25 protein-coding genes are annotated in these 24,384 nt (G+C 64.5%); 11 read left to right on the top strand and 14 right to left on the bottom strand.

The annotated features are described in order from the left end of the window. The first annotated feature begins 44 nt into the window (after nucleotides 1-44). Nucleotides 45-548 carry a 2'-5' RNA ligase family protein gene (locus tag AC5RV1_RS00710; protein WP_493993143.1) on the top strand — a complete coding sequence of 168 codons (504 nt, stop codon included), beginning with the start codon at nucleotides 45-47 and terminating at the stop codon, nucleotides 546-548. Here the strand turns inward: AC5RV1_RS00710 and hemW are convergent, their stop codons facing one another. Both hemW and lepA read right to left on the bottom strand, forming a co-directional pair. Beyond that, nucleotides 549-1,778 (bottom strand): radical SAM family heme chaperone HemW, encoded by a 1,230-nt coding sequence (gene hemW / locus AC5RV1_RS00705; protein WP_493993142.1) that lies wholly within the window; start codon nucleotides 1,776-1,778, stop codon nucleotides 549-551. 36 nt (nucleotides 1,779-1,814) lie between these two features. Beyond that, on the bottom strand, nucleotides 1,815-3,668 hold the full coding sequence (gene lepA, locus AC5RV1_RS00700; RefSeq protein ID WP_256249668.1) for a translation elongation factor 4: 1,854 nt from the start codon (nucleotides 3,666-3,668) through the stop codon (nucleotides 1,815-1,817). Nucleotides 3,669-3,843: 175 nt separating this feature from the next. On the opposite strand from lepA, the gene AC5RV1_RS00695 reads away from it, so the two are divergent. Further along, the gene (locus AC5RV1_RS00695) at nucleotides 3,844-4,380 is read left to right on the top strand and encodes a type II toxin-antitoxin system PemK/MazF family toxin (protein WP_493993141.1); all 537 of its coding nucleotides are present in this window, start codon (nucleotides 3,844-3,846) and stop codon (nucleotides 4,378-4,380) included. 169 nt (nucleotides 4,381-4,549) lie between these two features. Next, a complete protein-coding gene (rpsT, locus tag AC5RV1_RS00690; RefSeq protein WP_011692086.1) occupies nucleotides 4,550-4,810 on the top strand; it encodes a 30S ribosomal protein S20 in 261 nt (86 codons plus the stop codon). A gap of 134 nt (nucleotides 4,811-4,944) precedes the next feature. Here the strand turns inward: rpsT and holA are convergent, their stop codons facing one another. The 4 genes from holA to AC5RV1_RS00670 form a co-directional block, all read right to left on the bottom strand. Beyond that, the gene (holA, locus tag AC5RV1_RS00685) at nucleotides 4,945-5,961 is read right to left on the bottom strand and encodes a DNA polymerase III subunit delta (protein ID WP_493993140.1); all 1,017 of its coding nucleotides are present in this window, start codon (nucleotides 5,959-5,961) and stop codon (nucleotides 4,945-4,947) included. After that, on the bottom strand, nucleotides 5,961-8,024 hold the full coding sequence (locus AC5RV1_RS00680) for a ComEC/Rec2 family competence protein (RefSeq protein WP_493993139.1): 2,064 nt from the start codon (nucleotides 8,022-8,024) through the stop codon (nucleotides 5,961-5,963). Before AC5RV1_RS00680 ends, holA begins: the two co-directional genes overlap by 1 nt. 45 nt (nucleotides 8,025-8,069) lie before the next feature. Then, on the bottom strand, nucleotides 8,070-8,984 hold the full coding sequence (locus AC5RV1_RS00675) for a ComEA family DNA-binding protein (protein WP_493993138.1): 915 nt from the start codon (nucleotides 8,982-8,984) through the stop codon (nucleotides 8,070-8,072). Nucleotides 8,985-9,099: 115 nt separating this feature from the next. Beyond that, nucleotides 9,100-9,951, bottom strand: a complete 852-nt coding sequence (locus AC5RV1_RS00670; RefSeq protein WP_493993137.1) for a phosphotransferase — start codon at nucleotides 9,949-9,951, stop codon at nucleotides 9,100-9,102. 93 nt (nucleotides 9,952-10,044) lie between these two features. Between AC5RV1_RS00670 and AC5RV1_RS00665 the strand changes: the two genes are divergently transcribed. From AC5RV1_RS00665 to AC5RV1_RS00655, 3 genes are all read left to right on the top strand, one after another. Then, nucleotides 10,045-10,308 (top strand): hypothetical protein, encoded by a 264-nt coding sequence (locus AC5RV1_RS00665; protein WP_493993136.1) that lies wholly within the window; start codon nucleotides 10,045-10,047, stop codon nucleotides 10,306-10,308. Nucleotides 10,309-10,656: 348 nt separating this feature from the next. Further along, complete coding sequence (locus tag AC5RV1_RS00660) at nucleotides 10,657-11,172, top strand: hypothetical protein (RefSeq protein ID WP_493993135.1); 516 nt, start codon at nucleotides 10,657-10,659, stop codon at nucleotides 11,170-11,172. Next, entirely contained in the window at nucleotides 11,169-11,621 is a 453-nt protein-coding gene (locus tag AC5RV1_RS00655; protein WP_493993134.1) for a hypothetical protein, read from the top strand. Before AC5RV1_RS00660 ends, AC5RV1_RS00655 begins: the two co-directional genes overlap by 4 nt. Before the next feature lie 237 nt (nucleotides 11,622-11,858). On the opposite strand, the gene AC5RV1_RS00650 is transcribed toward AC5RV1_RS00655, so the two are convergent. The 4 genes from AC5RV1_RS00650 to AC5RV1_RS00635 all read right to left on the bottom strand — a co-directional run bounded on the left by AC5RV1_RS00650 (nucleotide 11,859) and on the right by AC5RV1_RS00635 (nucleotide 13,490). Beyond that, nucleotides 11,859-12,044, bottom strand: coding sequence for a hypothetical protein (locus tag AC5RV1_RS00650; RefSeq protein WP_493993133.1), 186 nt, complete (start codon nucleotides 12,042-12,044; stop codon nucleotides 11,859-11,861). Further along, a complete protein-coding gene (locus AC5RV1_RS00645; protein ID WP_493993132.1) occupies nucleotides 12,044-12,172 on the bottom strand; it encodes a hypothetical protein in 129 nt (42 codons plus the stop codon). Before AC5RV1_RS00645 ends, AC5RV1_RS00650 begins: the two co-directional genes overlap by 1 nt. A gap of 57 nt (nucleotides 12,173-12,229) precedes the next feature. After that, nucleotides 12,230-12,499, bottom strand: a complete 270-nt coding sequence (locus AC5RV1_RS00640; protein WP_493993131.1) for a hypothetical protein — start codon at nucleotides 12,497-12,499, stop codon at nucleotides 12,230-12,232. Nucleotides 12,500-12,899: 400 nt separating this feature from the next. Next, nucleotides 12,900-13,490: a carboxymuconolactone decarboxylase family protein gene (locus AC5RV1_RS00635; RefSeq protein WP_493948398.1), complete on the bottom strand. Its 591-nt coding sequence runs from the start codon at nucleotides 13,488-13,490 to the stop codon at nucleotides 12,900-12,902. A gap of 603 nt (nucleotides 13,491-14,093) precedes the next feature. Between AC5RV1_RS00635 and AC5RV1_RS00630 the strand changes: the two genes are divergently transcribed. Together AC5RV1_RS00630 and AC5RV1_RS00625 are read left to right on the top strand one after the other, a co-directional pair. Continuing rightward, on the top strand, nucleotides 14,094-15,143 hold the full coding sequence (locus AC5RV1_RS00630) for a hypothetical protein (protein ID WP_493993130.1): 1,050 nt from the start codon (nucleotides 14,094-14,096) through the stop codon (nucleotides 15,141-15,143). A gap of 59 nt (nucleotides 15,144-15,202) precedes the next feature. Beyond that, nucleotides 15,203-16,036, top strand: coding sequence for a DNA/RNA non-specific endonuclease (locus tag AC5RV1_RS00625; RefSeq protein WP_493993129.1), 834 nt, complete (start codon nucleotides 15,203-15,205; stop codon nucleotides 16,034-16,036). A 26-nt stretch (nucleotides 16,037-16,062) separates the two neighbouring features. On the opposite strand, the gene AC5RV1_RS00620 is transcribed toward AC5RV1_RS00625, so the two are convergent. Beyond that, nucleotides 16,063-16,350, bottom strand: coding sequence for a hypothetical protein (locus AC5RV1_RS00620; RefSeq protein ID WP_493993128.1), 288 nt, complete (start codon nucleotides 16,348-16,350; stop codon nucleotides 16,063-16,065). Nucleotides 16,351-16,569: 219 nt separating this feature from the next. Between AC5RV1_RS00620 and AC5RV1_RS00615 the strand changes: the two genes are divergently transcribed. The 3 genes from AC5RV1_RS00615 to AC5RV1_RS00605 all read left to right on the top strand — a co-directional run bounded on the left by AC5RV1_RS00615 (nucleotide 16,570) and on the right by AC5RV1_RS00605 (nucleotide 20,058). After that, the gene (locus AC5RV1_RS00615) at nucleotides 16,570-17,115 is read left to right on the top strand and encodes a dihydrofolate reductase family protein (RefSeq protein WP_493993127.1); all 546 of its coding nucleotides are present in this window, start codon (nucleotides 16,570-16,572) and stop codon (nucleotides 17,113-17,115) included. A gap of 1,364 nt (nucleotides 17,116-18,479) precedes the next feature. Beyond that, nucleotides 18,480-18,758 (top strand): hypothetical protein, encoded by a 279-nt coding sequence (locus AC5RV1_RS00610; protein WP_493993126.1) that lies wholly within the window; start codon nucleotides 18,480-18,482, stop codon nucleotides 18,756-18,758. Between the two features lie 754 nt (nucleotides 18,759-19,512). Continuing rightward, nucleotides 19,513-20,058: an AMIN-like domain-containing (lipo)protein gene (locus AC5RV1_RS00605; RefSeq protein WP_493993125.1), complete on the top strand. Its 546-nt coding sequence runs from the start codon at nucleotides 19,513-19,515 to the stop codon at nucleotides 20,056-20,058. Nucleotides 20,059-20,133: 75 nt separating this feature from the next. Here AC5RV1_RS00605 and AC5RV1_RS00600 read toward each other — a convergent pair whose 3' ends face one another. The 3 genes from AC5RV1_RS00600 to leuS all read right to left on the bottom strand — a co-directional run bounded on the left by AC5RV1_RS00600 (nucleotide 20,134) and on the right by leuS (nucleotide 24,260). Continuing rightward, nucleotides 20,134-20,418, bottom strand: coding sequence for a hypothetical protein (locus AC5RV1_RS00600; RefSeq protein ID WP_493993124.1), 285 nt, complete (start codon nucleotides 20,416-20,418; stop codon nucleotides 20,134-20,136). Nucleotides 20,419-20,699: 281 nt separating this feature from the next. Beyond that, nucleotides 20,700-21,680 (bottom strand): DegV family protein, encoded by a 981-nt coding sequence (locus tag AC5RV1_RS00595; RefSeq protein ID WP_493993123.1) that lies wholly within the window; start codon nucleotides 21,678-21,680, stop codon nucleotides 20,700-20,702. A 54-nt stretch (nucleotides 21,681-21,734) separates the two neighbouring features. Further along, nucleotides 21,735-24,260 (bottom strand): leucine--tRNA ligase, encoded by a 2,526-nt coding sequence (leuS, locus tag AC5RV1_RS00590; protein ID WP_493993122.1) that lies wholly within the window; start codon nucleotides 24,258-24,260, stop codon nucleotides 21,735-21,737. Nucleotides 24,261-24,384: the final 124 nt, after the last annotated feature.

Below are 24,384 nucleotides of genomic sequence, written 5' to 3'. Positions count from 1 at the left end.
CGCTCCCCTGCAAACGGTCCATCAGCGTCCGGCATGATGGGTGCATGCGCAGCGTCGAGTTGACCTTCGGGGAACCCACCGATTCTTCAATCAGGACGGATTGGGCCCGCCTTCTTGAAGCCGGCCTGCCGAGCCTGGCCACGCATACCTCACCGAGCAACAGGCCACACATCACCCTGGCGGCAGGCGACAACCTGGATCTCGGGTCCGCGGCGGAGGATCTGTGGAGCGGCCTGCCGATTGACGTCCGGTTTTCCGGTTTGGTGGTTTTTCCTGCCGGTTCCGGCAAGTACGTGCTGGCGCGCCTGGTGGTGCCGGCGGCGGGTTTGCTGCAGATGCACGCGCGGCTGCATCAGCAGTGCACGGGGGCTTTTGCCAATACCGTGCCGGATGCGTGGACACCGCACGTCACCCTCGCGCGCCGGATTCCAGGCCACCTGCTCGGAACCGCCATGGATGTCCTGGACGTGCTGACACAGGGAGAGTGCACCGCAGCCCGTCTCTGGGACAGCCCCACCAGGACCACCACCACCCTCGGCGGCGAATAATCAGGCTGGGAGTACGCGGCGGACCACCGCATCCGCCAGCAGCCTGCCTTTGAGGGTGAGGACAAGCCGTCCCCGGAAGGCTTGGGCAGGCTCCACCAGGCCGTCGGCAATCAGGCCTGCGACCTCGTGCCGGCCGTCAGCACCAAGGGAAGAAACCTCAAGACCGGACTGCAGGCGCGCTTCGAGCATCACCCGCTCCACGTTCCGGGTTTCCAGGTCCAGCGTCTCCCTGCCGGCAGCCGGCGAAAGGCCCTGCGCCAAACGGCCGGCATAGGCAGTGGGGTGTTTGACGTTCCACCAACGGACCCCGCCCACATGTGAATGCGCGCCCGGCCCGATTCCCCACCAGTCATCGCCGCGCCAGTAGGCGAGGTTGTGGCGGCAGGCCTGGTCCGGCGTGCGGGCCCAGTTGCTGACCTCGTACCAGCCGAGGCCGGCTTCGGTGATCAGCTGGTCGGCGAGTTCATACTTGTCGGCGTGGTCGTCGTCGTCGATTCCGGGGACTTCACCCCGGCGGATCTGAGCGGCGAGCTTGGTACCGTCCTCCACGATCAGCGCGTAGGCGCTGATGTGGTCAGGTTCGTAGGACAAGGCGGTCTCCAGCGAGTATCGCCAGTCTGCGAGGGACTCCCCCGGTGTCCCGTAGATCAGGTCGAGGCTGACTGCGAGGCCGGCCTCACGTGCCCATTGCACCACCTGCGGAACCCGGCTGGGCGTGTGCGTGCGGTCAAGTACCTTGAGCACATGCGGAACGGCAGACTGCATGCCGAAGGAGATCCGGGTGAACCCTGCGTCCTTCAAGATGGCAAGGGATTCGGGCGTGACCGAATCGGGGTTCGCCTCCGTGGTGACTTCAGCGCCGTCTTCGATGCCCCACTGGTCGATGGCCCGCCGGAGAATCAGGGCAAGGTCGTCTGCGGGAAGCAATGTAGGTGTGCCCCCGCCGAAAAACACGGTGCTCAGCCTGCGCGGGGGAAGGCCGGAGTCCGTGAGGACCTTGGCCGCCATCGACACCTCTGAAGCGGCCGTGCCGGCGTAAGCGTCCTGGGAGGCGCCGCCGCCGAGTTCCGTGGCAGTGTAGGTGTTGAAATCACAGTAGCCGCAGCGCACTGCACAAAACGGGATGTGGACGTACAGCCCAAACGCCCGGTCCGCCGAACCGTCCACCGCCTGGGCGGGCAGCAGACCGTCCGACGGCGCCGGGTCGCCGAGGGGAAGGGTGCTAGGCATTGCAGGGGCCTCCGGTGTTGCCGGACGCTGTGTTCACTACTTCTTGGCCTTGTCCTTGGACTCGTCTGTGGTGAGGGCGGCGATGAACGCTTCCTGGGGGACCTCAACCCGGCCCACCATCTTCATGCGCTTCTTGCCTTCCTTCTGCTTTTCCAGCAGTTTGCGCTTACGCGAGATGTCACCGCCGTAGCACTTGGCCAGCACGTCCTTGCGGATGGCGCGGATGCTTTCGCGGGCGATGATCCGGGAGCCGATAGCCGCCTGGATGGGCACCTCGAACTGCTGGCGGGGGATGAGCTCGCGCAGCTTGGTGGTCATCATGACGCCGTAGGCGTAGGCCTTGTCGCGGTGGGTGATGGCGGAGAAGGCATCCACCTGCTCACCCTGGAGCATGATGTCCACCTTCACCAGGTCGGCCACCTGGTCGCCGTCGGCCTTCCAGTCCAGGGAACCGTAGCCGCGGGTCTTGGACTTGAGGATGTCGAAGAAGTCGAACACGATCTCGGCCAGCGGCAGTCGGTAGCGGATTTCCACCCTGTCCTCGGACAGGTAGTCCATGCCGCCCATAACGCCGCGCCGGCTCTGGCACAGTTCCATGATGGCGCCGACAAATTCGTTCGGGGCCAGGATGGTGGCGGACACCATTGGCTCGCGGACCTCGGAGATCTTGCCGGAGGGGTATTCGCTGGGGTTGGTCACGTGGACCACCTTCTTGTCCTCCAGCGTCACCTCGTATTCGACGTTGGGCGCCGTGGAGATCAGGTCCAGGTTGTATTCACGTTCCAGCCGCTCGCGGGTGATTTCCAGGTGGAGCAGACCCAGGAAGCCAACGCGGAAGCCGAAGCCAAGCGCTGCGGAGGTCTCCGGCTCGTAGACCAATGCGGCATCGTTGAGCATCAGCTTCTCCAGGGCATCGCGGAGCACCGGGTAGTCCGTTCCGTCCAAGGGATACAGGCCGGAGAAGACCATCGGCTTTGCATCGGCGTAGCCGGGGAGCGAATCGGCGGCCGGCTTGGCGAGGTTTGTCACGGTGTCGCCAACCTTGGACAGGCGGACGTCCTTCACGCCGGTGATGAGGTAGCCCACTTCGCCGACGCCCAATCCCTTGGACGGGGTGGGCTCCGGGGAGCTCACCCCGATCTCGAGGAGTTCATGGGTGGCCCGGGTGGACATCATCTGGATGCGTTCGCGGGGGTGCAGCATGCCGTCCACCACACGAACGTAGGTGACCACGCCGCGGTAGGTGTCGTAGACGGAGTCAAAGATCATGGCACGGGCGGGGGCGTTTGCATCGCCTTCCGGGGCCGGAAGGTCGCGAACGATCTTGTCCAGCAGTGCTTCGACGCCCATGCCGGTCTTTCCCGAGACGCGAAGGACATCCTCCGGGTCCCCGCCGATCAGGCTTGCCAGCTCCGCCGCGTACTTTTCGGGCTGGGCCGCCGGGAGGTCGATCTTGTTGAGGACCGGGATGATGGTGAGGTTGTTTTCCATCGCCAGGTACAGGTTGGCGAGGGTCTGGGCCTCAATGCCCTGTGCTGCGTCGACCAGGAGGATCGCTCCTTCGCAGGCTGCAAGCGAGCGGGAGACCTCGTAGGTGAAGTCCACATGGCCTGGAGTGTCGATCATGTTCAGCGCGTAACTGGTGCCGTCGAGTTCCCACGGCATACGGACGGCCTGGGACTTGATGGTGATGCCGCGCTCACGTTCGATGTCCATGCGGTCCAGGTACTGAGCCTTCATGTCGCGGGACTGAACGACGCCGGTGAACTGCAGCATGCGGTCAGCCAGGGTGGACTTGCCGTGGTCAATGTGCGCGATGATGCAGAAGTTCCGAATGATGGCCGGATCTGTCGCGGCGGGCACCGGGGCGGTGCGGGCCATGGGAGACACGCAGGGTCCTTACTGTTGGCATTCACGCGGTCGCCGCCAAGGCGCACGGAGGGCACCCTGCGGACACTCCGCACATCTGGAAATTCAAGTGTCCCACGTCCGGGCCTGTGGCACTGCATTGCGGGCCCCTTTGACGTTCCAGGCCTGCCACCCGGGCCGGAGTTAGGGTTGCCTGATGGCTATCAATTTCCTTTCGCTGGCAAACGCAGTCCAAGCAGGCCTCCGCGTGCTGCAGAAGGCGGGCCGGGGCGGGCCGGCCGGTAAAGCCGGGGCGGCTCGCATCGCACCCTCGCCTGCCGCTCCTGGCAGCGGCAATTACCCCGGCGACTTTGAAGGCCGGTTCACCATCAGTTACTCGCCGCAGCCGGACGGCGACCCGGACCCGGGCGAGGTGGTGTGGGCGTGGGTGCCGTACGAGGAGGACCACACGCGCGGCAAAGACCGCCCGGTGCTGCTGGTGGGCCGCAGCGGCGGATATCTCCTTGGACTGATGCTCACCAGCAAAGACCGGGTCCCCGACTCGGGAGCATCAGCAGGATATGTGGACATCGGTGTCGGCGGCTGGGACCGCCAGGGCAGGCCCAGCGAGGCCCGGCTGGACCGCATTGTCCAGCTCCGGCCGGACAGTATCCGGCGGGAAGGCGCCGTGCTGGAGCGTGCCCGCTTTGAGAAGGTGGCCGAAGGGCTCCGCCGGCGACACGGCTGGAGCTAAGTTCCCAAATGGCCAGTCCTGCGCCTGACCTGCTATTCTTTATAGCTGTGTGTCCGTGCAGGTCGACGGCCACTGATGGTTGGCCGCCATAGGTATCCCCACGCCGCTCAGTCAATGGCCAATCTGAAAGCCCTCTAGACCATTTCCGCATTAAAAAGAGAGTTCACACGTGGCGAATATCAAGTCCCAGAAGAAGCGCATCCTCACCAACGAGAAGGCACGCCTGCGCAACAACGCAGTCAAGTCCGAGCTGAAGACGGCCATCCGCGCCGTCAACACCGCCGTTGAGTCCACGGACAAGGATGCAGCTGCTGCTGCCCTGGTTGCTGCCAGCCGCAAGCTGGACAAGGCTGTCAGCAAGGGTGTTCTGCACAAGAACAACGCAGCAAACCGCAAGTCGGCGATCTCCAAGAAGGTCAACGCACTGTAAGGTTTCCAGTTCGCTTGAACTGATGGTTGTGGCCGGTACCGCTTTGGTACCGGCCACACATCTTTAAGTTCCTGCGCTGTTTTAACTAACTACGTTCTCGCTTTTCCCGGCGCTCGGTGTGACGTGGTGCTGGCCTACCTGCCCTGGACGGACATGGCAATCACCGTGACGGCATGTTCAACCGCGTAGACGGGATCGCGGGAGAGGCCTTTGACCTGGGCGTCGGCTTCGGCGGTGGCCTGGATGGAGCGGACCAGTCCTTCCGGCGTCCAGCGCCGGACGTCCCGCTGGGCCTGTTCCACCAGCCAGGGCTGCATCCCGAGCTCGGCGGCTATCTGGGCCGAGGAACCCGAAGCGCCGGCCACGCGCGCCACGGTCCGCAACTTTGCTGCCAGCGCGGCGACAAGGGGGACAGGGTCTGCCCCCGTGGCAAGGGCATGGCGGAGAGTGGACAGCGCCAGCGGACCGTTTCCTGCCATGGCAGCGTCGGCCACCTTAAACGCCGTGGCCTCGATCCGTCCGCCGTAATAGCGGTCCACAATGTCAGTGGTCACCGTGGTGCCGGCATCGGCGATCAACTGGCTGCATGCTGCCGCCAGTTCCGAAAGGTTCGCTCCCACCGCGTTGACGAGAGCCTGCACGGCGTCCTGCTCGATCCTCTGCCCGGCGCCTTTGAACTCGGCGGTGACAAAAGCCATCTTGTCCGCGTCCTTTTTGAGGGGCTGGCAGTCCACCACCGGCCAGCCGGCCTTCTTGATCGCGTCGAGCAACTTCTTCCCCCGGACTCCCCCGCCATGCCGCAGCACCAGGACGGCGTCGGACTCGGGGTGGCCGAGGTAGGCAAGCGCGTCGGCCAGGAAGGCGTCGTTCATCGATTCGACGGCCTCAACTTCGATGAGCTTGCTTTCGCCGAACAGGGACGGGCTGACCTGCATGAGCAGGGTCCCGGCCTCGTAGGCTGCGGCGTTGATACGGCTGACCTCAACGTCCGGGGCGGCTGCCCGTACCTGTGCCCGGACCCGGTCCACGGCCCTGATGCCGAGGTACTCCTCAGGCCCGGTGACCAGGACGACTGCGGCGGGGGTTACGTCCCGCCAAGTGGGGCCGTTCGACGCCGGCGAACGGGTTGCACGTTTCTGCGCAGCGGCCATCAGGGCTTCCTTCCGGAAAGTTTTGTGGAGTATCCCAGCCTGCCACGTCCTGCGGCCCCCTCCAAGCCCGGGCCACGCTTCGGCAGCACGCGCAGGGCAGGGAAGCGCCGGGCAGGGAAGCGCCGGGCAGGCATGCGCCGCGGCTTGCGGCCGTAGCTCTTTAGCCTTCCGGCAGCGTACCGTTCCAGCACTTCAATCAGGGAGACGGTGCACCTGTGCGAGGCCATAACAAACCGGACGAGCCGGCGCGGGCGGACCGCGGCCCAGACGGCCAGGAACGTCAGCACGGACAGGAACACCATGGTCAGCAACCCGGGCACACCCTCGGGCCAAGGAAGGGCTGCGCCGGGAAGCTGCGAGGTGAATCGGGCCGTCCCGGCCACAGCGGCGCTGAAGGTGCCGGCCACCGCGATCAGGACAGTGGCCGCCCACGGTGCCAGGACTACCAGGGGCACAGCAGCCGTTCCCAGCAGGGTTACAGGCGCCACCAGTGGGGATGCTACGACGTTGGCCAGCAGGGAGTAGGTTGAAAACTGGGGCTGCAGCACAACAATCACCGGTCCGCAGAGCAGCTGCGCGGACAAGGGAACAGCCACAGCGGCCGCTGCCCAGCGCGGGACGTACGAAGGGGTCCATGCCATCATGCGCTGACCCAGGATGATGATCCCCAGTGTGGCCAGGACCGACAGAAGGAACCCGAAACTTGATCCCAGCCCCGGGTCCACCAGCAGAAGACCGATCACGGCGAGGCACAGGAAGCTCAGGCCTCGTCCGGACCGGCCGGCAGCCAGGGCCGCCACTGCCACGGCTCCCATCAGGGCTGCCCGCAGCACGCTCGCGTCGGGTCCGACGAGCAGGACGAACAGCCCAAGGCCTGCCACAGCAAGCCCGGCGGCCGGCAACCGGGGTAAGCGGAATCTCCGGGCCAGCAGCAGCAGGGCGCCCAGGACAAGGCTGCAGTTGGCACCGCTGACGGCAGTCAGATGGGTCATGCCAACGCTTTTCATGGCGGAATTCAGGCCCTCGTCCAAGGCGCTGGTGTCCCCGGTAACCATTCCGGGAAGCAGGCCGCGGGGATCCGGGGCGAGGAAAGAGGCGGCCGAAACAAAACGTTCCCGCAGTTCCTTTGCTGCTCCCTGCATGATGGGAGAGGAAAAGGGCTGCCCTGGGCCGGAGGACGCCGTGAGGATACCAGCCTCCTCCTTTCCGGGATCAGCGGGGCGGAGCTTTCCCGTTGCGCGGACCATCTCGCCGGGCACCACAGTGCCCCAACGGCCACCGCCCATCACCACCAGTTGTGCCCGCGTCCGAAGCACAACACCGCCGGTACTGACATCGCGGGTCCAGACAGGTACGGACCAGCGCGCGGGCGGGCCAGCCTGGTTGGGTGCAGTCAGGGCACGCGGGGTTCCTGCCACTTCAAGGACCGCTACTACTGACTTCCCGGAGGAGACGGCGGCCGCGAGGGGACCGTCGTGGCGCTGGGTCGCGGCCACCGCCGAGTGCGCTGCCGCCGTCGCTGCCAAGAGGAAGGCAACAGCCGTGGTGGTGAGGAAACTGCGCCGGGCCGGTATTCCGTGACTTCGCCGGGCAATGCGCGAGGTACGAGCTTTGAAGGTGCGGTGCAGCAGCAGCGCGGCCAGGACGAGGAGTGCGCAGCAGACGCCGCCCAGAGCCAAGGGGTGCAGCCAGAGCCCGGCGACGGAGGCAGCCCAGACAAGCGCCGCCGGCAACGCCAGCCGGACGTCGGTGCGCCGGCGCGGGGTTCCGCTACTGTCGGCGTCTGCCTCCTGCCGGGCTTTCCTGTTGCTGTCACGGAACCGCGCTGACTGCGCTCCGTAGAACTCTTGGAAGCTTCTCCCGGGCCCATGGGCCGAACGGAGCAACCTCCGTCGCAGGTCGGCCGGGGCGCCATCACGGGTGCTGGTCCCGGCCGCCGACCGCGGCCCATCCACCGCTCCTGCCTGCTGCCCATCATGCCGGCCGAGCGCATGCACGCGGACCGCCGACTCCACGTAGCGGCTCCAGGGGCTCGCCCGGGTTTTCGATGGCCGGCTATCCATGGCGCCGCCCGAGGATCATCGTCATCGTGATGCGTAGTCTTCGTCTCATATGGTCACCAGCGGCAGCAATGCTTCAAGCATCTTCGGGCCGACACCGTCAATGGCGTCAAGGTCCTCGACCGCCTTGAACGGGCCATGCTCCTTGCGCCAGTCCACAATTCGCTGTGCCAGCACGGGGCCGACCTTGGGCAATCCATCCAGTTCCTCCACCCCGGCCGTATTCAGGTTGATCTTCGATCCTGCCGCCTCTCCGGCGTTCGCGTCCCCCGGATCGCCGACGGCCGGGGCTCCTGAATCCTCCGAGCCGGCCGGCAACGCTTCGCCCTGCTGCGGGACGTGGATCTTTTGCCCGTCCTCAACAACCAGGGCGAGGTTGAGGCGGTTCAGGTCGGCGCCGGGAGCTGCCCCGCCGGCGGCGGCAATGGCCTCGTGCACCCGGCTGCCACCGGGCAGTTGGACCACTCCGGGCCCAAGCACGGAACCGGCAACATGAACCACCACTGTCCCTGTTGGGGCGCTTTCCTGCGGGTCGGACTCCGGACCGGCTCGGCTGCCGCCGCCGCTGTCCTCTCCGGGGGCACCATCTTCGGCCGCTGGGGCGGTGGTTCCGGGGCTTACTCCGCTCAGTGGCAGGATCTCCGGCCGTCCGGAGGCCGCCTGCCACCAGAACCAGGCGCCGGCAGCGACTGCAAGGATGCCCAGGAGCACGCCAAGCCGGAAGCTGAGGCGCCAACGGATGGCGGGGCCGACGTCGAAGGACTCCGTAGCGGCAATTTCGTCACCGGGAAGGGTACGGCCAGGTTTTTCTTCGCCATCAGTTCCAGGGCCCCGATACTCAAAAGAGGGCCCGCCGTCGTCGCCTAGCAACAGCCCGCGGGAATTCTCACCCAAGGCAGCCTGCAACCGGGACCTGGCGTGGCGCGCCTGTTCACCTGCTGCTCCAGCATTTCGGCGTGACATACCCCCACGCTAGGGACAGGCCGCACCCGGGCAACAGTGCCGCAACCGGCTATGTGGAAAGGACGCAAATACTGACAACCCACCGCCGTCGCAACCTTCTGCATCAAGGGGTGATTCAGAAGTTTGCCAAGGCGTCACGCAGCATCTGGTGGCCCTGTTCCTCGAACTCATCGTCGCCAACCTGGTAGGCCCAGGCCGCGGTGGAGACCGCCTCGCGCAGCAGGAGGACCTTCCAGAGTTTGCTGTCTCTCCGATCTGAACCGTACCCCTCGAAAAAGGCGGACTCCAGTTGACGAGCGTTCCTCCATTGCTGCACGGCAAGGCGGCAGAAGTCGCTGGTGGCCGGCCTGTACCCGTAGCGGCCAAAGTCGATGATCCTGAGCTCGGTCCCGTCCATGAGCCAGTTGCGTGGCTGCCAGTCACCGTGGGTCGGCACGATCACCACCGGTTCCGGCTGATAGGTGCGGAAAACGGCCCTGGCTTTTTCGGCGGCAGATTCTTCAATGCGGTGCGGTGTGTCCAGCCAAGCCAGCGCTTTCGCAGTCGCTGCAGCCTCATAGTAAGGGTCGGTACGTCTGGCTTGTTCGTGAAATTCGCGTAATAGGCACCCCGCTTGTAGGTACGTCTCCGTCTCAAATTCGGCCTCGGTTCCCTCCACAAGGGAACCTTCCAGATATTCCGTTACCAGAATGTTCATCGAGCGGTCCGACCGTACGAGTTTCGCTGCACGGTTCTGGCGCGCCAACATGGCGGTCGAAGACTGGTGCGCTTCTATCTCCCGCCCTATGTGGTGGTTGGAGGGCCCGGCCGCTTTGACGACGTATCTATGCTGTGCATGCCCCACTTCAAGTACCGCAGTGTCAACGAGATTCCAGGAAAGATCATTCAGGAGACGAACGCCTGGCAGCCACGCTTCCACGAGTTCAGCCTGTCTCGTTGTCAGCCGGTTCTGGTGCCAGGGTTCCATTCCAGCAGAGTAGCCGGTCGGACTGCGCTGTCCGGGCGCGGCCGCGCGCTGGGACGCGCTTCAAGGTCCCGGCCAGGGCCCGGGCGGACTTCAATGGTCGCGGTCATCGTCGCAACCATCGGTGACCCGGGGCGCAGCGCCATGGCCTGCGATCTCGACATCCCACTGGTAGGGATCGGGCAAGGATCGATAGCCGCAGCGGTGGGCTCGGGACGACGGTTTGGGATGGCCACGAGCTCCCGGCACCAATGGCCTTACTCCGGCTGGTCCTCTAAGGACGAGATGATGCTGCCACAACCCTGGAAGAACATCCGCCGGCCCAAGCCGCCGTCGGTCCAGATCCAAATGATCGAGTAGTCCCTGGATGCGGCGTCCACGATCCCTGTACCGGTGAGGCCGCCTTCGGCAAAGCTGACCCGATCCCCCGCAGCGAACCGGGGGTGCCGCACCCTGTTCCGGCGCGGCCTGGATGGGGTTGTTTTGCCTACCACTGGAGGTCGCCTGGGACTGGGAGGTTATACGCGTTCATGAGCTTCCTTAGGTCGCGGGCCAGTTCTGCCAGCTCATTACGACCCTGCCCGCTGCTCCCAGGTCACGCACCAGGCGTGGTCAACCAAGACTATCGGGCAGTGATGGGAGACTGCCCCGACCGCGCTTATTCGCGGAGTATGACCAGACCGCTCCTGCCGGGCCTAGACTCTAGCCATGAAGACGGGTCGGGGGATCCTGGGAATCGCTGCTCTGGTCGCAGCCACGCTGCCGTCCGCGGGCTGCAGCACAGCGTGTCCGGCCATCGGCTACGTCAGCGGCCTCGAAGTGATGGTTGAGGGCGATACGGCAGCGGTGGAGGAAGTCCAACTGTGCACCGATGAAGGCTGCTCGGCGCCAGCGCCGACGGCGGCCCCTGCCCCGTCCGTTTCCGTCACCGATCACGGGGTACAGCTGCCAAACGGAGGCTTCTCTCCAGCACCCGGGCCAAGTGTCCCGGCGCCGATTTACCCCGACACCCTGTACATCGGCAGCAAGGAGGGAGACACCTGGCGGTTCACCTTCATTCTCGGCCCGGTACCAACCCTTATCACCCTGCGTGCCCTGGCCGGAGATGGCGCGGTGCTGGCTGAGCAGGAAAACGACCTGGAATGGAGCAGGGAGGACCCCTTCAACCCCTGCCCCGGGCCGATCAGCACTCCCCCGGTCGTCTTCATGGTAGGTGAACGATGACTACGGATACCGACGTCCTGCGCCGCTTTAGGCCCAGAACTGCCACCTTCTGCATGGTGGTGCTGGTAGCTGCTTTGACATCCTGTGCATGGCAGGCAGACCCTCCGCTAGGTTCCACTCCGCCACCCGGACAGCCCGTACTGCCCATCGGGACAGTCTCGCCGCAGTACGGCGAACTCCCAATTGACCGCACAACAGACGCCGCTTCGACCGTGCCCTGGCAGTTGGTCCGGGTCGACCGCCAAAAGAACCGGATATACCTTTCGGCGTCCACCGCTGCCTGCAGTCACCCGAACACAGTCCGAGTCACCGATACCGCCTCGTCCATCCAGATCGCGGTCACCGGCACAGGCGGCGGTGATGCGTGCAGCATGCAGTACGTCACCCTGATCGGCTACGTCCAGCTCGGCTCCATAGGCGGCCGGGAGATCATCGGTAACGCCAGCTGAAGCGATGGCAGCGTGCTGGGTGAGCAGGAGAACTTGGATTAGGTAGACCCGTTCAAACAACTATGTGGTGGCCCCGCAGGTCACCATAGCTCTCGTTGGCACCACGTATTGGAGCCGGATGTAATCAAGTCACTTACTGCAAGGCAGATTCGGGCCGTAACGGCGTGAAGAAAATCTCTTTACGCCTTCAACTTACATATGGTGAAATTCCTACTGCAAATGCAATAGGGGCTCAGCTCAAGCGAGCTTTCGCGGTTGGTCCGCGTTATAGCGGGCGAGGATTTCTTCGTAGATCGCCAGGGATACCCGGATTTCATCGGTCTGTCTTTTAGCCCGCAACTTCTCGATGATGTTCGAGAGGTCGCGCTTGATGACCCAGTGCGGGTCGTAGGCTTCATGGGGCCGAGGAACGTAGTCGTTCATCACTTCTCACCCCCTTCAGCCGGAGTATCTTCACATTCGAGCTGGTAGCGCAGGAACGCAACTTGGTTGTCGATTTCCCGCTGTCTGCGAGGGGAAACCCATTCCAGTACTTCTGAGTTTTCAGCCATTTGATAATCACCCCTTACAGGCAAGATAGACGACGCCGGACAAGACCGGCGAAGGTTTCAGGCAAGGTAGGCGAAAGTCTCGTCGGCGGCTTGTTTGGCCATCCGAACAGGACGCTCATCGTGCGCTTTTCTTCCATCGTCGCCCTCATTGGACCGGGTGTTCCCGCGCTTTTCTCCGCCGGCCATGCCGGGGCCCCGATACTCAAAAGGAGGACCGCCGTCGTCCCCCAGCAACACCCCGGGGGAACTGTCACCCAGGGTAGCCTGCAACCGGGACCTGGCGTGGCGCGCCTGTTCACCTGCTTCTCCTGCATTCCGGCGTGACATACCCCCACGCTAGGGACAGGCGCGCCCGGGAAAACAGGGCGACAACCGGCTATGTGGAAAACGCGGCGACGACGGCGCAGCTGACCGATTCGCCGAACTCGTCGAGGGCGTCATGCGTGCCCGGAATAAGGCTCTTGCTGATGCTCCGATTCGAGTGGAAGGGCTGCTGGCACGGTCTGCCATTGCATCTACAAGCACCGACCACGGTATGGCCGTGCGCCATTTGGTGGACGCCGTGACAGTGTTGGAGGAGCACCCTGCATCCAGGACCAGGGACCTGTGGCTGGCCGAGGGCCTCACCCGAGCCGGGGATGCATGGCGCCTGGCCGGACGATACCCGGAGGCGGGAAATGCATTGGACCAAGTGTTCGGGCTGCCGCACTTACCGGGGCTTAACCGTCTAGGATCCGTTCGGTTTGAGGGCCATCGGACCAAGCAAGGCGTCTTTCAGTTCATCACCCATGCCAGGTGGAACCTCAAGGTCGACGCCCATGGCCAGGACCGATCGGCTGATGAAATTTCGCGCAGCGGCGGCCATCGTGATGTCCACGATTTCGCGGTCGCTGAAGCCCAGGTCGCGTAATAACTGCGAGTCACGGTCGGTCATGGCGGCCGCGTCCGTGCAGACCCTCATGGCGTAATCCATCATCGCTACTTCGGCCTCGGACAGACCGGCATCGTGAAAGTCTCTTGCGATGGCTAGCAGTTGTTCTTCTTTGAAGATGCCGAGTGATTTTTCGCCGTGGGCCAGCCTGCAGTGTGTCGAGCCGATGGCTTGGGAGGCGGCCAGCGTTACCAGTTCGTAGAGTCGTGGCCCGAGTGGTTTGCTGATGGCTTTGAGGAGCGCTTGGCATGCGAGGTATGCCTCCGGGTTCAAGCTCAGCGCCTTCGTGTAGCTGGGCACATATCCCAGCGAGCGTCGGTCGTCTTCGTAGATTTCAGCAACCAGGCCTGTGGCTTCGGATTCGGGTGTCATTCGCAGGATCGACATGGGAACTCCCTAATCAGCCGGCGGCGGCAACCGGCCGGCGCTGCCACTTCCCCGTATGGAGGTCGTGATCTGGGACCAATTTTCGGCTCTGCCCGACGGATAGTAAATGGCTGGATCCCCCCATCTGCGCCCCGCTTTTCCTGAACTGAATGTTTCAATTTGCCGCGGACCCAGCTCAAGTCCATCACGACGGCACGGGCCCCATACCGGAGCGGAGACGCTGCCCGGGGCCCAGAAGCTCTTCGGATCGTCCGCGCCCAGGAGGGGGTGGGCCGCTGCGCCGCAGCTGACCCGTGAAGTAGTGCCGAGGTCACTCGGGGGGCAAACCGGCGACGCGGGCAAAGATCTGGCCGTCCAGCCCTTTGTGTCCTCCGACCTGGCCACGCTGTCCGACTCAGGGACTCAACCGGTAACGATTACATATTGGCGACGGCTCCGCTGCAAATACGCACGGGCTTGCCAACCCATTTGCTAAGTATGCTTATTATTGGCGCAGTCGGATGGGGATTTGACTGCGAGGGGTAATCGAAAAGGGTGCGCTCAGTGAACGGGGGCACCTTTTTCGTGCCCTCGCTTCGCTCACCATGACGGTACGCTCGTCCCATGGGGGAATCAGAAGAGCTGCGGACACTGCCCGAAGGGTGGACCTGGGAAGGATTGGCCGGTCCGGAGCTCGCCTGGCTGGGCAATGGATTCCTTGACGATCCGGTCAACGGTCCGCTCCCGAATGGCTTCAGGCACAGCACCTGGGTCCTCCATGCCCAGTTCTTTCGGCCGGCTGATGTCCCCGCGGAGCCTGAACCCGATGATGTGGACGAGGTGCCCGGCTTCGGTTTCGGCGCGCACGCTCCTGAGGGCTGGCAGAGGATCACCTGGGCTGAGACCGCCTCCCGCAAGGGTGTCCCTTTGCAGGGCCCCGCCGGGGACAGTGGCCTGGAGATCCCACCGGCCTACTGCTGGTCAGCGCTGCTGAACGAAAGCGATGCCGACTACGTGGTCATGCACCCGGGCATCCACCCCGACGACTCGCTCTGGCCAACGGAAGGCTCCCTGGGTAAAGCTGACCTGGAGGCGATCGTTCCGATCCTCGCAGCACACACCGGCTCGACCCGCATGCGTGGCAGGTTTTCGCCCATCACCAGCATCTTCGATGTTGAGGCCATGCGAACCTTCACCTTCGATCTCACGACCATGTTGACCTCCATGCTGGCAACCGGGGTCCAGGAGTTCAGTCCGGAGCTGTGGTGGCCTGAAGACAGGGCCTGGGTGCTGTGGACTGACTATGACCTGATGGGCACAAGGGTTTTTGGCAGCAAGGAACTGATCGACGCCCTGCGGTCGGACCCCGACATCGAGACGCTGGACTGGCACCGTGTCAGGCTCCGCCCGCCCGCGCCTCCGCGGCCTCCGAGCCGTCTGGAGTTGCGCGTGCAGAAGCTCCTGGCCGAGCAGGAAGCTCAGTCCAGCGCGTCGTCATTCTCGAACGGCAGAGCCCCAGGCGCCCATCTGTCAGCCCTTCCGGTTTGGGAATGTTCTGGCACCAATATGGCAGACCAGCCCCTACCGGCACAGCATCTTGGCCATGGCGGACATTACTTATCGCCGTGTTCAGCCCACCGCCATGTGCGGCTGGTAGGGTCCGGGCATGGATGAACTGATGACGGACCAGACGGCAGCCGCCACCGCCCGGAGCCTGGCCGGCCGGGCCGGGTATGACGCTGATTTCCTCGGAGTCCCGGTCCCGATCCCCGCACTGGCCCGGCGTGAAGACTGTCCTGCTCCCCTACACGCACTTCTCGGTCCTTATGCGCCCGGACAAGCGGCTGGCCGCGGTGACAGCCCTGGCCATGGACGGAACGAAGCTGATGGATCTGGACCGGTCCGGCATCCAGTGGCGGCTGGACCCGCGTCTGCCGGAAGACCAGCAGACCGGCGAACGCGTGTACGCCCGCAACGACCTGGACCGCGGGCACCTGGTCCGCCGTGCCTCCGCGGTGTGGGGCGATACCCGGGCCGAGGCCGCCCAGGCGAATGAGGACACCTTCTACTACACGAATGCGGCCCCGCAGGCGGCCAAGTTCAACCAGGGCATGGAACTCTGGCTGGGGCTGGAGTCGTACCTGCAGGAGCACGCCGCGGATCACAGCCGGCGGGTCGTGGTGTTCACCGGGCCCGTTACCAGCGAGAACGACCCGGTCTACCGAGGCGTGGAAATCCCGCTGCGCTTCTTCAAGGTCGCCGCCTTCCTCCACGAGGGTGAACTGGCTACCACCGGTTACGTCGTGGATCAGACACCCCAGCTCGATGACCTGCCGGAGATCCTCCGCCCCGGCGTCACCGATGACGCTCCCCCGCTGGGGCCGTTCCGCACCTTCCAGGTACCCGTCCGCGACATCGCGGCCCTCACCGGATTGGATCTGGACCAGCTCGTGGCCGTGGATAGGACGCCCATCGCGGCAGCCCTGCCCAGCGCCCGGGTGACGGAAACGTGGCGGGAGCTCCACTCCCTCGAAGACCTAGACCTGGACTTCGACTTGGGCGAGTGACGGCAGGTTCCAGCTGGCTGGGCCTGCTACTGCTGCGTAAGCCTGAAGAAGCTCTTCGGATCGTCAGCGCCTAGGAGGTCGTGATGGAAGACGATGGCGTCCACGAACCGGGTATCCACGAACAGGACCGCGACCGTCCGGGAGTGGACCACCGTGTACCGGGTCACTTCTTCCACCCAGGAATGGATCCCGGTGTACTCCTCGACGAACAACCCGTCCCCGAGCAGGCCCCGCTCCTCGAGCAGGTCGTAGACAACATTCCAGGCGAGATCCATCAGTTCGTGGATCGCCGCCTCAACCGTTGGAGCCGTCATAGCTCCATGGTGCTTCCGGGCCCTGACAGTCTTGTGGAGCCTGGGCGTGTCCCTTAGCCGCCTGTCGCCGGGCACCGGCGTCAGTTTTAGAAGACGGCTGCACAGAATGTCGGAAGTCATCTGCACAACCGGAAGGACAGATGTTGACTCCCCGATTATTATTACGCCATTCTCATACCACCTGATTTCCCAATCATTGCTGCAGGAGAACCGACGACGATGATCATCCTGCACGTGGCGATGTCCGTGGACGGCTTCATCGCTGGCCCGGAGCACGACATGTCCTGGACCGGCGGCTCTGAATACAGCACCGCGAGTGACCTGGCCGCCACAGTCGCCGGAGCCACCGGCGCCGTCCTGGCCGGGCGTGGCTGGTATGACCTCGCAAGCTCTGATGAAGGCGGCGCCGTAGCAGGTGTCTACGGAGGCGACTGGTCCGGTTCGGTGGTCGTGGTCACCCACCGCCCCCACGAGATCGTCCCCGAGCCGCGACTTGAAACGGCCGCCGACCTCGAAACGGGACTAGCTCGTGCCAAGGAACTCGCGGGCAGCAAGGACGTCGGGGTCTTTGGAGGCAACCTAGCGAGGCAGATCCTTGAGCGCGGCTGGCTGGACGAAATCATCGTCCAAGTCGTCCCCGTCATCCTCGGCGGAGGCGTGCCGCTGTTCGGTGCGCCTCCTCGGCCGCGAGTGACCCTGTATCGCACTCACGCAGGTACGAGCGGACAATTGACAGACATGCGCTTTCGGGTTCTCAGTGCGTGACTTGGCGCCTGTTTACAGGCCTGCGCGTGGCATGAGGAAGGGCCGGCGTCGATGCCTGTCCCATTACCCCAGTCTCTTGAAACCACAAGGTTTCGAGCGAAATCGATGGCGTGGATTGTGAACAGGAGTGGCATTCGCCGCGCTGGCGCACCAGGTCTAAGCGAGCAGCCATTTCATGGCCTCGGTCTTGAAAGTGAAAAAGCGTGCCGGGCAGGGAAGGTTTTGCACGCTGAGGGACCAGTTGGCGAGTATCCGGTCCACTGGGCTGGTGCCCAGCAAGGCTAGCGCGAGGCGGCGCATGGAATGGTGAAAACGGAACGCGCCTGGCGACTGAGGCATTCGGTGGTGGTCATGTCCACCAGCATTGGGAATTCCGATTCTTGCGCAATGGTGTATACGGCTGCCATTGCTGCTCGGGCGTCGGCGGCCTCGATTCGGACTTTGGGCTTTTAGAGAAGTTGAATGACTTCGTCATTCCCGAGTGTCACGGTGCCCTTGCCGCCCTCAACCACGATCGGTTCCATTCACTATCCCCCAGGTTCGTCTTGCCCCGATCCTAGTCGGACTAAAATAGAACCGCCGGTCAGGGGGCGGTTGGGCTAGAAAAAGATGCCGACAATAAAGTCGGCGGGTGCCAGTGCAGATGACTTCTGGAAACGACAACCGGTAAAATCCCGTCAACGAAAAGGTCCGCGCGAGAGCGCGGATACTGGCTGGCCCGCGGCTCCTGTATCAACGACCCGTCAACCATTCCGGCTGGTCGCTGTCACGCTCGTGCGCGCCCCTTAGGCCACCGGCCGCCCCTTTTCCGTGAGCTGGTGCAGGGGCGTTGGCCGGCGCTATTGACTCCCGCTGCGCCCCGCGATATACCTCAACTAAGTCAAGCAGCAGGCCCCGCATCATCTCATCCGGAGACCGCTGTGACCGCCCCCGATTCCCCCAGCTCCCCGCATAATTCTGCCCTTCAAGAGCAGACGCGGGCCTCCCCTGCACACCTCTGAACTCCGCGGTTCAGCCTGGGCTATCGCCCTCACCATTTATGCCCCGTGCCTTACGGGCCAACCGCCGAACCCTTCAGTTCTAGGAGAAGTGTCGCAGTGGACACGCTTCCAGCAGTGCTCCTTGTCATCGGTGCGGCATTTGCCTGGATCGGCCTGACCGCCATTGTCGTCCTCCATCTCCGACGCAAACGAAGCGGGTCAACGCTGGTTGCCTCGGGCCCGGGAGGGGTGGGCCACCATGTGAGGCCATGGCGGGCCGGTACTCACCGAAACCGCGCTGCTGCACGCGCCCGGAGGGTGAGCCTCCGGCGGGCTCGAGGCAGCGGCACCACCCACCACTCCAGATAACTTTGGGAGCAATCGTTGAATGCCGAAACGTTCTTCGGATTCAGCATGGGATACTTTGCCACGCTTTTCGGCATCTTCCTCATCTACCTGCCGTACCTAATCCTCTTTGTGCTGCTACTGATAGCGGCCGGGGTCCTGCAGCTGGTGCTGTTGCCTTTCGCCCTCTTGGTTAGGAAGCTGCGGCGAACAAAGCCGCGGACAACCCAGGACAGCGCATGGATCCTGGACCGGCCGGACAGGCAGCCCAGTGACCAGCTCCTGCTGCCCAGGCGGCACACTGCGGCGCCCCAGTGATGAGGTCGGTCCGGCCTGCAGGAGCGTGTCCTGGTGGATGACGACCGTGGGCCGGTCCCCCAAGCTCTGGCACCGGCCCACGGCGGCGGCCCTCCCTGGGAGGGGCCGCCAGCACCTGCCCCCACATCCTTGGGGCAGCAGGTGGTCCTAGCCCGCTTCCGGACAGGGCTCCTCACAGCTGGGCTGTGGCGCGGAAGGGATGATGCCGCCAGGCGAGGCAGAGCGGCGGATGAGCTCCGCGTCCACAAGACGAAGGAGCTTCTGCACCGCGGTTGCCCTATCCGCCTCGACACGGCGGTCAAGTACGTGCCTTAGCCAGAGGAGGTCCGATATAGGCACGGCCGGCCAGAGCCGAAAGGATTTGAAGATCCTGCCGGCAGGTGTGAGGCCGAGTGTTGTGTCTTGACGGGAGGTATCAGCGTCGGATGCCATGGTCGGTGACTCTCTAGGGAGTGCCGTGCCGGCTGACTGCTCAACCGCGAGTATGTACAAGTTACCCACTCGGGCCCGGGAATCACGCTGCTGAGGGATTTTGTCCTGTCCCGGAGCTGTTACCAGCATTACGGCTGGGTGCAAAAAACGGCACCGAAACTATTAAGACAGGCGACAAACGGCCCCGGGATTTATTGGCGTGTGACACGGATCAGGTGTTCTTTACGGTTCCGCCGCGAAGCGGCAACAACTCTCGTTTCGGGGCTTTGCCCTCCCTAATCTTGAGCTATCCAACCGCTCCACCTACCTGGATGGCACCCCAATGAGAAAACTCCTCCTCTGGCTCACCGCGCTCTTGGCGGCCGTTGGGCTGGGCATCGTGACGCCGGGGCCAGCCTCGGCAGCAACCTATTGCGGGCTCGCATGGGGATCTCTGGCCAAATCCGCGCCCGAGATGAGCTCCGCCTCCGTCACCAACGTCCGGACAGGGCAGCAACCCTGCTTCGACCGGATGGTGGTTGACCTCAACGGCCCCGCGAAGGGCTACACGGTCCGGTACGTCCCGGAGATCATCCAGGACGGCACCGGCTTCACGATTCCGGTCTACGGCAACGCACGCCTGCAGGTCGTCGTGAACGCACCCTCCTACGACCAGAACGGCAACGTCACCTACAACCCCGCAGCGAAGGCTGAGCTGTCCAACGTGGCCGGCTACAAGACATTCCGGCAAGTGGTCTATGCGAATAGCTTCGAAGGTTCCACCAGCATCGGCTTGGGCGTCCGTGCCCGGCTGCCCTTCCGGGTCTTCACTTTGGACGGGCCAGGATCCGGTTCCCGGCTGATCGTGGACGTAGCCCACTCCTGGTGATGGAACGAAAAAGGTGCCGCGCCCCGTTGATCGGGGGTGCGGCACCTTTTCTTTTCCGCCTCGGAGGTCCAGAGCCTACGTCTGAAGCCGGACGAATGATTTTGGGTCGTCGGCGCCGAGGAGGTCGTGATGGAAGACGATGGCGTCCACTGGCCGGGTGTCCACGAACGGGACGGCGGTCTCCCTGGAGTGGACCACCGTGTAGCGGGTATCGTCTTCCACCCAGGAATGGATCCCGGTGCACTCCTCGACGAACAGCCCGTCACCGAGCAGGCCCCGCTGCTCAAGCAGGTCATAGTCAACATTCCAGGCGAGATCCATCAGTTCATGGATCGGCGCCTCAACAGTTGGAGCCGTCATAGGTCCATGGTGCTCCCGGGCACCGACAGAATCGGGTAGGTGGTAGGTGTGTCCGTGAACTGACCCGCGGCTAGACTGACTCTCCGAAGCGCAGACCGGTGTCCACGAGGAACCCGAAGAACGGCCGGAAGTAGGGATCCATGGCCGCGTCTAGGCCTTGTACTCCTCCTTGGTGAGGAACCGCATATGGTCCCCACCCTCAGCGTCGTTGGGGAGCTTCACTCCTTCGCACGGGTTGTCCTCCCTTTACCCGAGCAGCGCAGCGGTAGAGAAGCACCCGGTCAGCCGGCATACTCCGCCACAAGGTCGCTGCCCACAATAACGGCCAGGACCCCCAGCCCCGCATGCGCGGCCAGAACCGCGGGCAGCGAGCTGATCTGGGCAGGGGGGCACTGCGGCAAGGCAGCAGCCAGTCGTTCGGCGAGGCGTTCCGCTTCCGCAGGGTTGCCGAAATGGTGGACGGCGAGTCGTACCCCTGCGGCGGTTCGGGCAGAAGCGTCCGCGGCCACGAGTTCCTCCAGCCGGGCAACGGCCCGGACCGCTGACCGCACCTTTTCCAGCGGTACGATCTTTCCGCCGTCGACGCCAAGAATGGGCTTGATCGCCAGCATGGTGCCCCACAGGGAAGCAGCCGTCCCGATCCGTCCTCCGCGGCGAAGCTGCTCGAGGCTTGGAACGTAGAAATAGACCTTGGTCCGAGCTGCCTGATCGGCGGCTGCAGCGGCCACTGCCCCGGAATCGGCGCCTTCCCCGGCAACGCGAACGGCTTCCTGGACGGCCATCCCGAGGGCCATGCCCACCGTTCCCGAGTCGACGACTTCCACCGGAATGCCCACCCTGCCGGCTGCAAGCCGCGCCGCATCGGCAGTCCCGGACAGGCCACCCGAAATGTGCACGGAAACTACCGCTTCATAGCCCCTGCGCCGCGCCGCGAGGTAGGCCTGTTCGAACTGTCCGGGCGAGGGCCGGGAGGTTTTCACGGACGTCCCGCTGGCCAGGGCCAGCGCTATGGTCTCCGAGATGTCGTCGTCGCCCTCACCGTAGATCTCATCCCCTACCATCACGGGCATGGGAATGACGGTCAGCCGGCCGTCCCCGCTCAACCCGGCAATCCACTCAGTCGGCAACGCCGCGGCGGAGTCGGTCACCACAGCAACACGTACGACGGCGCCTGCTTCAGGTGCAGGGCTTTCCTGCTTCCGGAGGCGGTTCAGAAGGCGCGCCCGGACCCGAGGCCAGGCGGCGGCGTCGCGGTGTGGCAATGGAGCCTCCTGGGTCACAGCAGGCCGCCGGGGTTTCCGGCGGCCTGGTCCGGCTTATGCCGGGACGATGTTGACCAGTTTAGGGGCGCGGACGATGACGGTGCGGATGCCCCGCCCGTCAAGGGCGCGCTGGACGTTGTCCGAGGCCAGCGCCAGTTCGCGCAACTGGTCCTCCGAGACGTCGGGCGAAACCTCAAGCCTGTCCCGCACCTTGCCCTGCACCTGCACCACGGCGGTGACGGTGTCCTGCACCAGCAGCGACTCGTCATGGGCCGGCCAGCCGGCATTGGCCACCGAGGCCGGGTGGCCAAGGACACTCCACATGTCCTCCGCTGTATAGGGGGCGAACAGGCTCAGGATCACTGCGACAGCCTCGGCCGCCTCCCGCACTGCCGGATCTGCTCCCCCGGCACCGGAGTCGATGGCCTTGCGGGTGGCGTTAACCAGCTCCATCAGCTTGGCCACCACGACGTTGAACTTGTTGGCGTCCAGCAGCTCGGCAGCGTCTGCAATGGTCCGGTGGGTAATCGAGCGGAGGGCCCGGTCGCCGGACGCGAAGTCAATGCCGGGTTCGCTGGCGACGTCCTGGGCCAGCCGCCAGGCGCGAGCCAGGAACTTCGCTGAACCGGACGGCGAGACGTCTGCCCAGTCGACATCGTCCTCCGGCGGAGAGGCGAAGATCATGGTGAGGCGGACGGCGTCAACACCGTACTTGTCCAGCTGTTCACCCAGGTCCACTCCGTTGCCCAGCGACTTGCTCATGGCCTTGCCGCCGTTAAGGACCTGCCCCTGGTTCAGCAGCGCACTGAAGGGCTCGGTGGCTTCAATCAATCCGAGATCGTTGATGACCTTGGTGAAGAACCGGGCGTACAGCAGGTGCAGGATGGCGTGCTCCACGCCGCCCACGTACTGGCCCACGGGCATCCAGTCATTGATTTTCTCCGGATCGAAGGGACCGTCCGTGTACTGCGGTGACACAAAGCGCAGGAAGTACCAGGACGAATCCACGAACGTGTCCATGGTGTCGGTGTCCCGCTTGGCCGGGCCGTGGCAGGAAGGGCAGTCGACGTTGACCCATGCTTCGGCTGCCGCCAAGGGCGAGGTGCCCTTCGGCGACAGGGCCTCGCCGCGGAGATCGGCGGGCAGCGTCACGGGCAGCTGCTCATCCGGCACGGGGACTTCCCCGCAGGACGGGCAGTGGATGATGGGGATGGGGGTTCCCCAGAACCGCTGGCGGCTGAGCAGCCAGTCACGCAGCCGGAAGTTGACGAACTTCTCACCTGTGCCCTGGCGTTCCAGGATGGCGATCGCGGCCGGAATGGCCTCGGCCTTGGGCAGGCCGTCCAGGTCGCCGGAGTTGATCAGCGTGCCCTCCCCTGCGGTGGCGGTGCCGGAGACTGCCGGGTCTTCCTCGCCGGTATCCAGAACCGCCCGCACCGGGAGGTCAAACTTGCGGGCGAAGTCGAGGTCGCGCTGGTCGTGGGCGGGGACGGCCATGATGGCCCCCGTGCCGTAGTCAGCGAGAACGTAGTCCGCGGCCCAGACAGGAAGCTTCTCCCCGTTCAAAGGGTTCACGGCATAACGGCCGGTGAAGACCCCCGTCTTTTCGCGCTCGGTGGACTGTCGTTCGATTTCCGTGAGCGCCTTGACCTGCTCGCGGTAGTCTTCCAGGGCAGCAGCGTGTTCATCGGTGACGAGCTCCACGGCCAGCGGAGCGTCTGCGGCCACTACAAAGAACGTTGCACCGTACAGGGTGTCCGGGCGGGTGGTGAAGACCGTGACCTCTTTGGCTGGCTTGCCGCCGTCGGCCTCGATGACGAAGTTGACGTGCGCACCCTCGGACCGGCCGATCCAGTTCTTCTGCATCGCCAGGACGCGCTCGGGCCAGTGGCCGCGCAGCTGTTCCATGTCATCCAGCAGACGGTCAGCGTAGTCCGTGATCTTGAAATACCACTGGTTGAGCGACTTCTTGGTGACAGTTGTGCCGCAGCGTTCGCAGGCGCCGTTGACAACCTGCTCGTTGGCCAGCACGGTCTGGTCCTTGGGGCACCAGTTGACCGGGGAATCCTTCCGGTACGCCAGGCCGCGCTCGTAGAAGCGCTTGAACAGCCACTGCGTCCACCGGTAGTACTCCGGGTCGGAAGTGTGCAGCCGGCGGGACCAGTCGGCGGAAATGGCGTAGCGCTTGAAGGACGCGGCCTGGGTTTCGATGTTGGCGTAAGTCCACTCGCTGGGGTGGGCGTTGCGCTTGATCGCGGCGTTCTCGGCGGGCAGGCCGAAGGAGTCCCAGCCGATCGGGTGCAGGACATCGAAGCCCTGCTGGCGGAGGTAGCGGGCCACAACGTCACCCATGGCAAACGCTTCGGCGTGCCCCATGTGCAGGTCGCCGGACGGGTACGGGAACATGTCAAGCACGTAGCGCCGCTCGCGGGACCCGTCGTCGACAGGGGTGAAAACCTTGAGGTCTTCCCACACCTGCGGCCACTTGGCCTCCATGGCGGCAAAGCTGTACGTGCCCTCCTCGGGCACCTCCGCCGACACTGTTGCTGTTCCGGTCTCTGTCTCCGGCTGAACGCCCACTGCTGCCCTCTTCTGTTCTGTTACGGCATCTGTGCTGCCATAACGGCCTGATCCTGCTGCTGGCGGCCCGGAAACTGCCCCGGACACACAAAAGCCCCTCGCCATGGAGGGGCTGCCGCTCGGT

This window comes from Arthrobacter sp. Hb9-2, assembly GCF_059091165.1.
The sequence above is the reverse complement of the archived record's forward strand: the minus strand, read 5'-3'. Positions and strand labels throughout refer to the sequence as shown.

Coding starts and splice junctions, on each gene's coding strand:
- AC5RV1_RS00615 (WP_493993127.1), top strand. CDS start 16,570: ATGATCATCCTGCACGTGGCGATGTCCGTGGACGGCTTCATCGCTGGC.
- AC5RV1_RS00670 (WP_493993137.1), bottom strand. CDS start 9,951: ATGGAACCCTGGCACCAGAACCGGCTGACAACGAGACAGGCTGAACTC.
- AC5RV1_RS00635 (WP_493948398.1), bottom strand. CDS start 13,490: ATGTCGATCCTGCGAATGACACCCGAATCCGAAGCCACAGGCCTGGTT.
- AC5RV1_RS00710 (WP_493993143.1), top strand. CDS start 45: ATGCGCAGCGTCGAGTTGACCTTCGGGGAACCCACCGATTCTTCAATC.
- AC5RV1_RS00655 (WP_493993134.1), top strand. CDS start 11,169: ATGACTACGGATACCGACGTCCTGCGCCGCTTTAGGCCCAGAACTGCC.
- AC5RV1_RS00695 (WP_493993141.1), top strand. CDS start 3,844: ATGGCTATCAATTTCCTTTCGCTGGCAAACGCAGTCCAAGCAGGCCTC.
- AC5RV1_RS00680 (WP_493993139.1), bottom strand. CDS start 8,024: ATGGATAGCCGGCCATCGAAAACCCGGGCGAGCCCCTGGAGCCGCTAC.
- AC5RV1_RS00650 (WP_493993133.1), bottom strand. CDS start 12,044: ATGAACGACTACGTTCCTCGGCCCCATGAAGCCTACGACCCGCACTGG.
- AC5RV1_RS00640 (WP_493993131.1), bottom strand. CDS start 12,499: ATGTCACGCCGGAATGCAGGAGAAGCAGGTGAACAGGCGCGCCACGCC.
- AC5RV1_RS00625 (WP_493993129.1), top strand. CDS start 15,203: ATGACGCTGATTTCCTCGGAGTCCCGGTCCCGATCCCCGCACTGGCCC.
- AC5RV1_RS00665 (WP_493993136.1), top strand. CDS start 10,045: ATGGTCGCGGTCATCGTCGCAACCATCGGTGACCCGGGGCGCAGCGCC.
- AC5RV1_RS00620 (WP_493993128.1), bottom strand. CDS start 16,350: ATGACGGCTCCAACGGTTGAGGCGGCGATCCACGAACTGATGGATCTC.
- holA (WP_493993140.1), bottom strand. CDS start 5,961: ATGGCCGCTGCGCAGAAACGTGCAACCCGTTCGCCGGCGTCGAACGGC.
- AC5RV1_RS00600 (WP_493993124.1), bottom strand. CDS start 20,418: ATGACGGCTCCAACTGTTGAGGCGCCGATCCATGAACTGATGGATCTC.
- AC5RV1_RS00675 (WP_493993138.1), bottom strand. CDS start 8,984: ATGTCACGCCGAAATGCTGGAGCAGCAGGTGAACAGGCGCGCCACGCC.
- hemW (WP_493993142.1), bottom strand. CDS start 1,778: ATGCCTAGCACCCTTCCCCTCGGCGACCCGGCGCCGTCGGACGGTCTG.
- AC5RV1_RS00660 (WP_493993135.1), top strand. CDS start 10,657: ATGAAGACGGGTCGGGGGATCCTGGGAATCGCTGCTCTGGTCGCAGCC.
- AC5RV1_RS00630 (WP_493993130.1), top strand. CDS start 14,094: ATGGGGGAATCAGAAGAGCTGCGGACACTGCCCGAAGGGTGGACCTGG.
- AC5RV1_RS00605 (WP_493993125.1), top strand. CDS start 19,513: ATGAGAAAACTCCTCCTCTGGCTCACCGCGCTCTTGGCGGCCGTTGGG.
- AC5RV1_RS00645 (WP_493993132.1), bottom strand. CDS start 12,172: ATGGCTGAAAACTCAGAAGTACTGGAATGGGTTTCCCCTCGCAGACAG.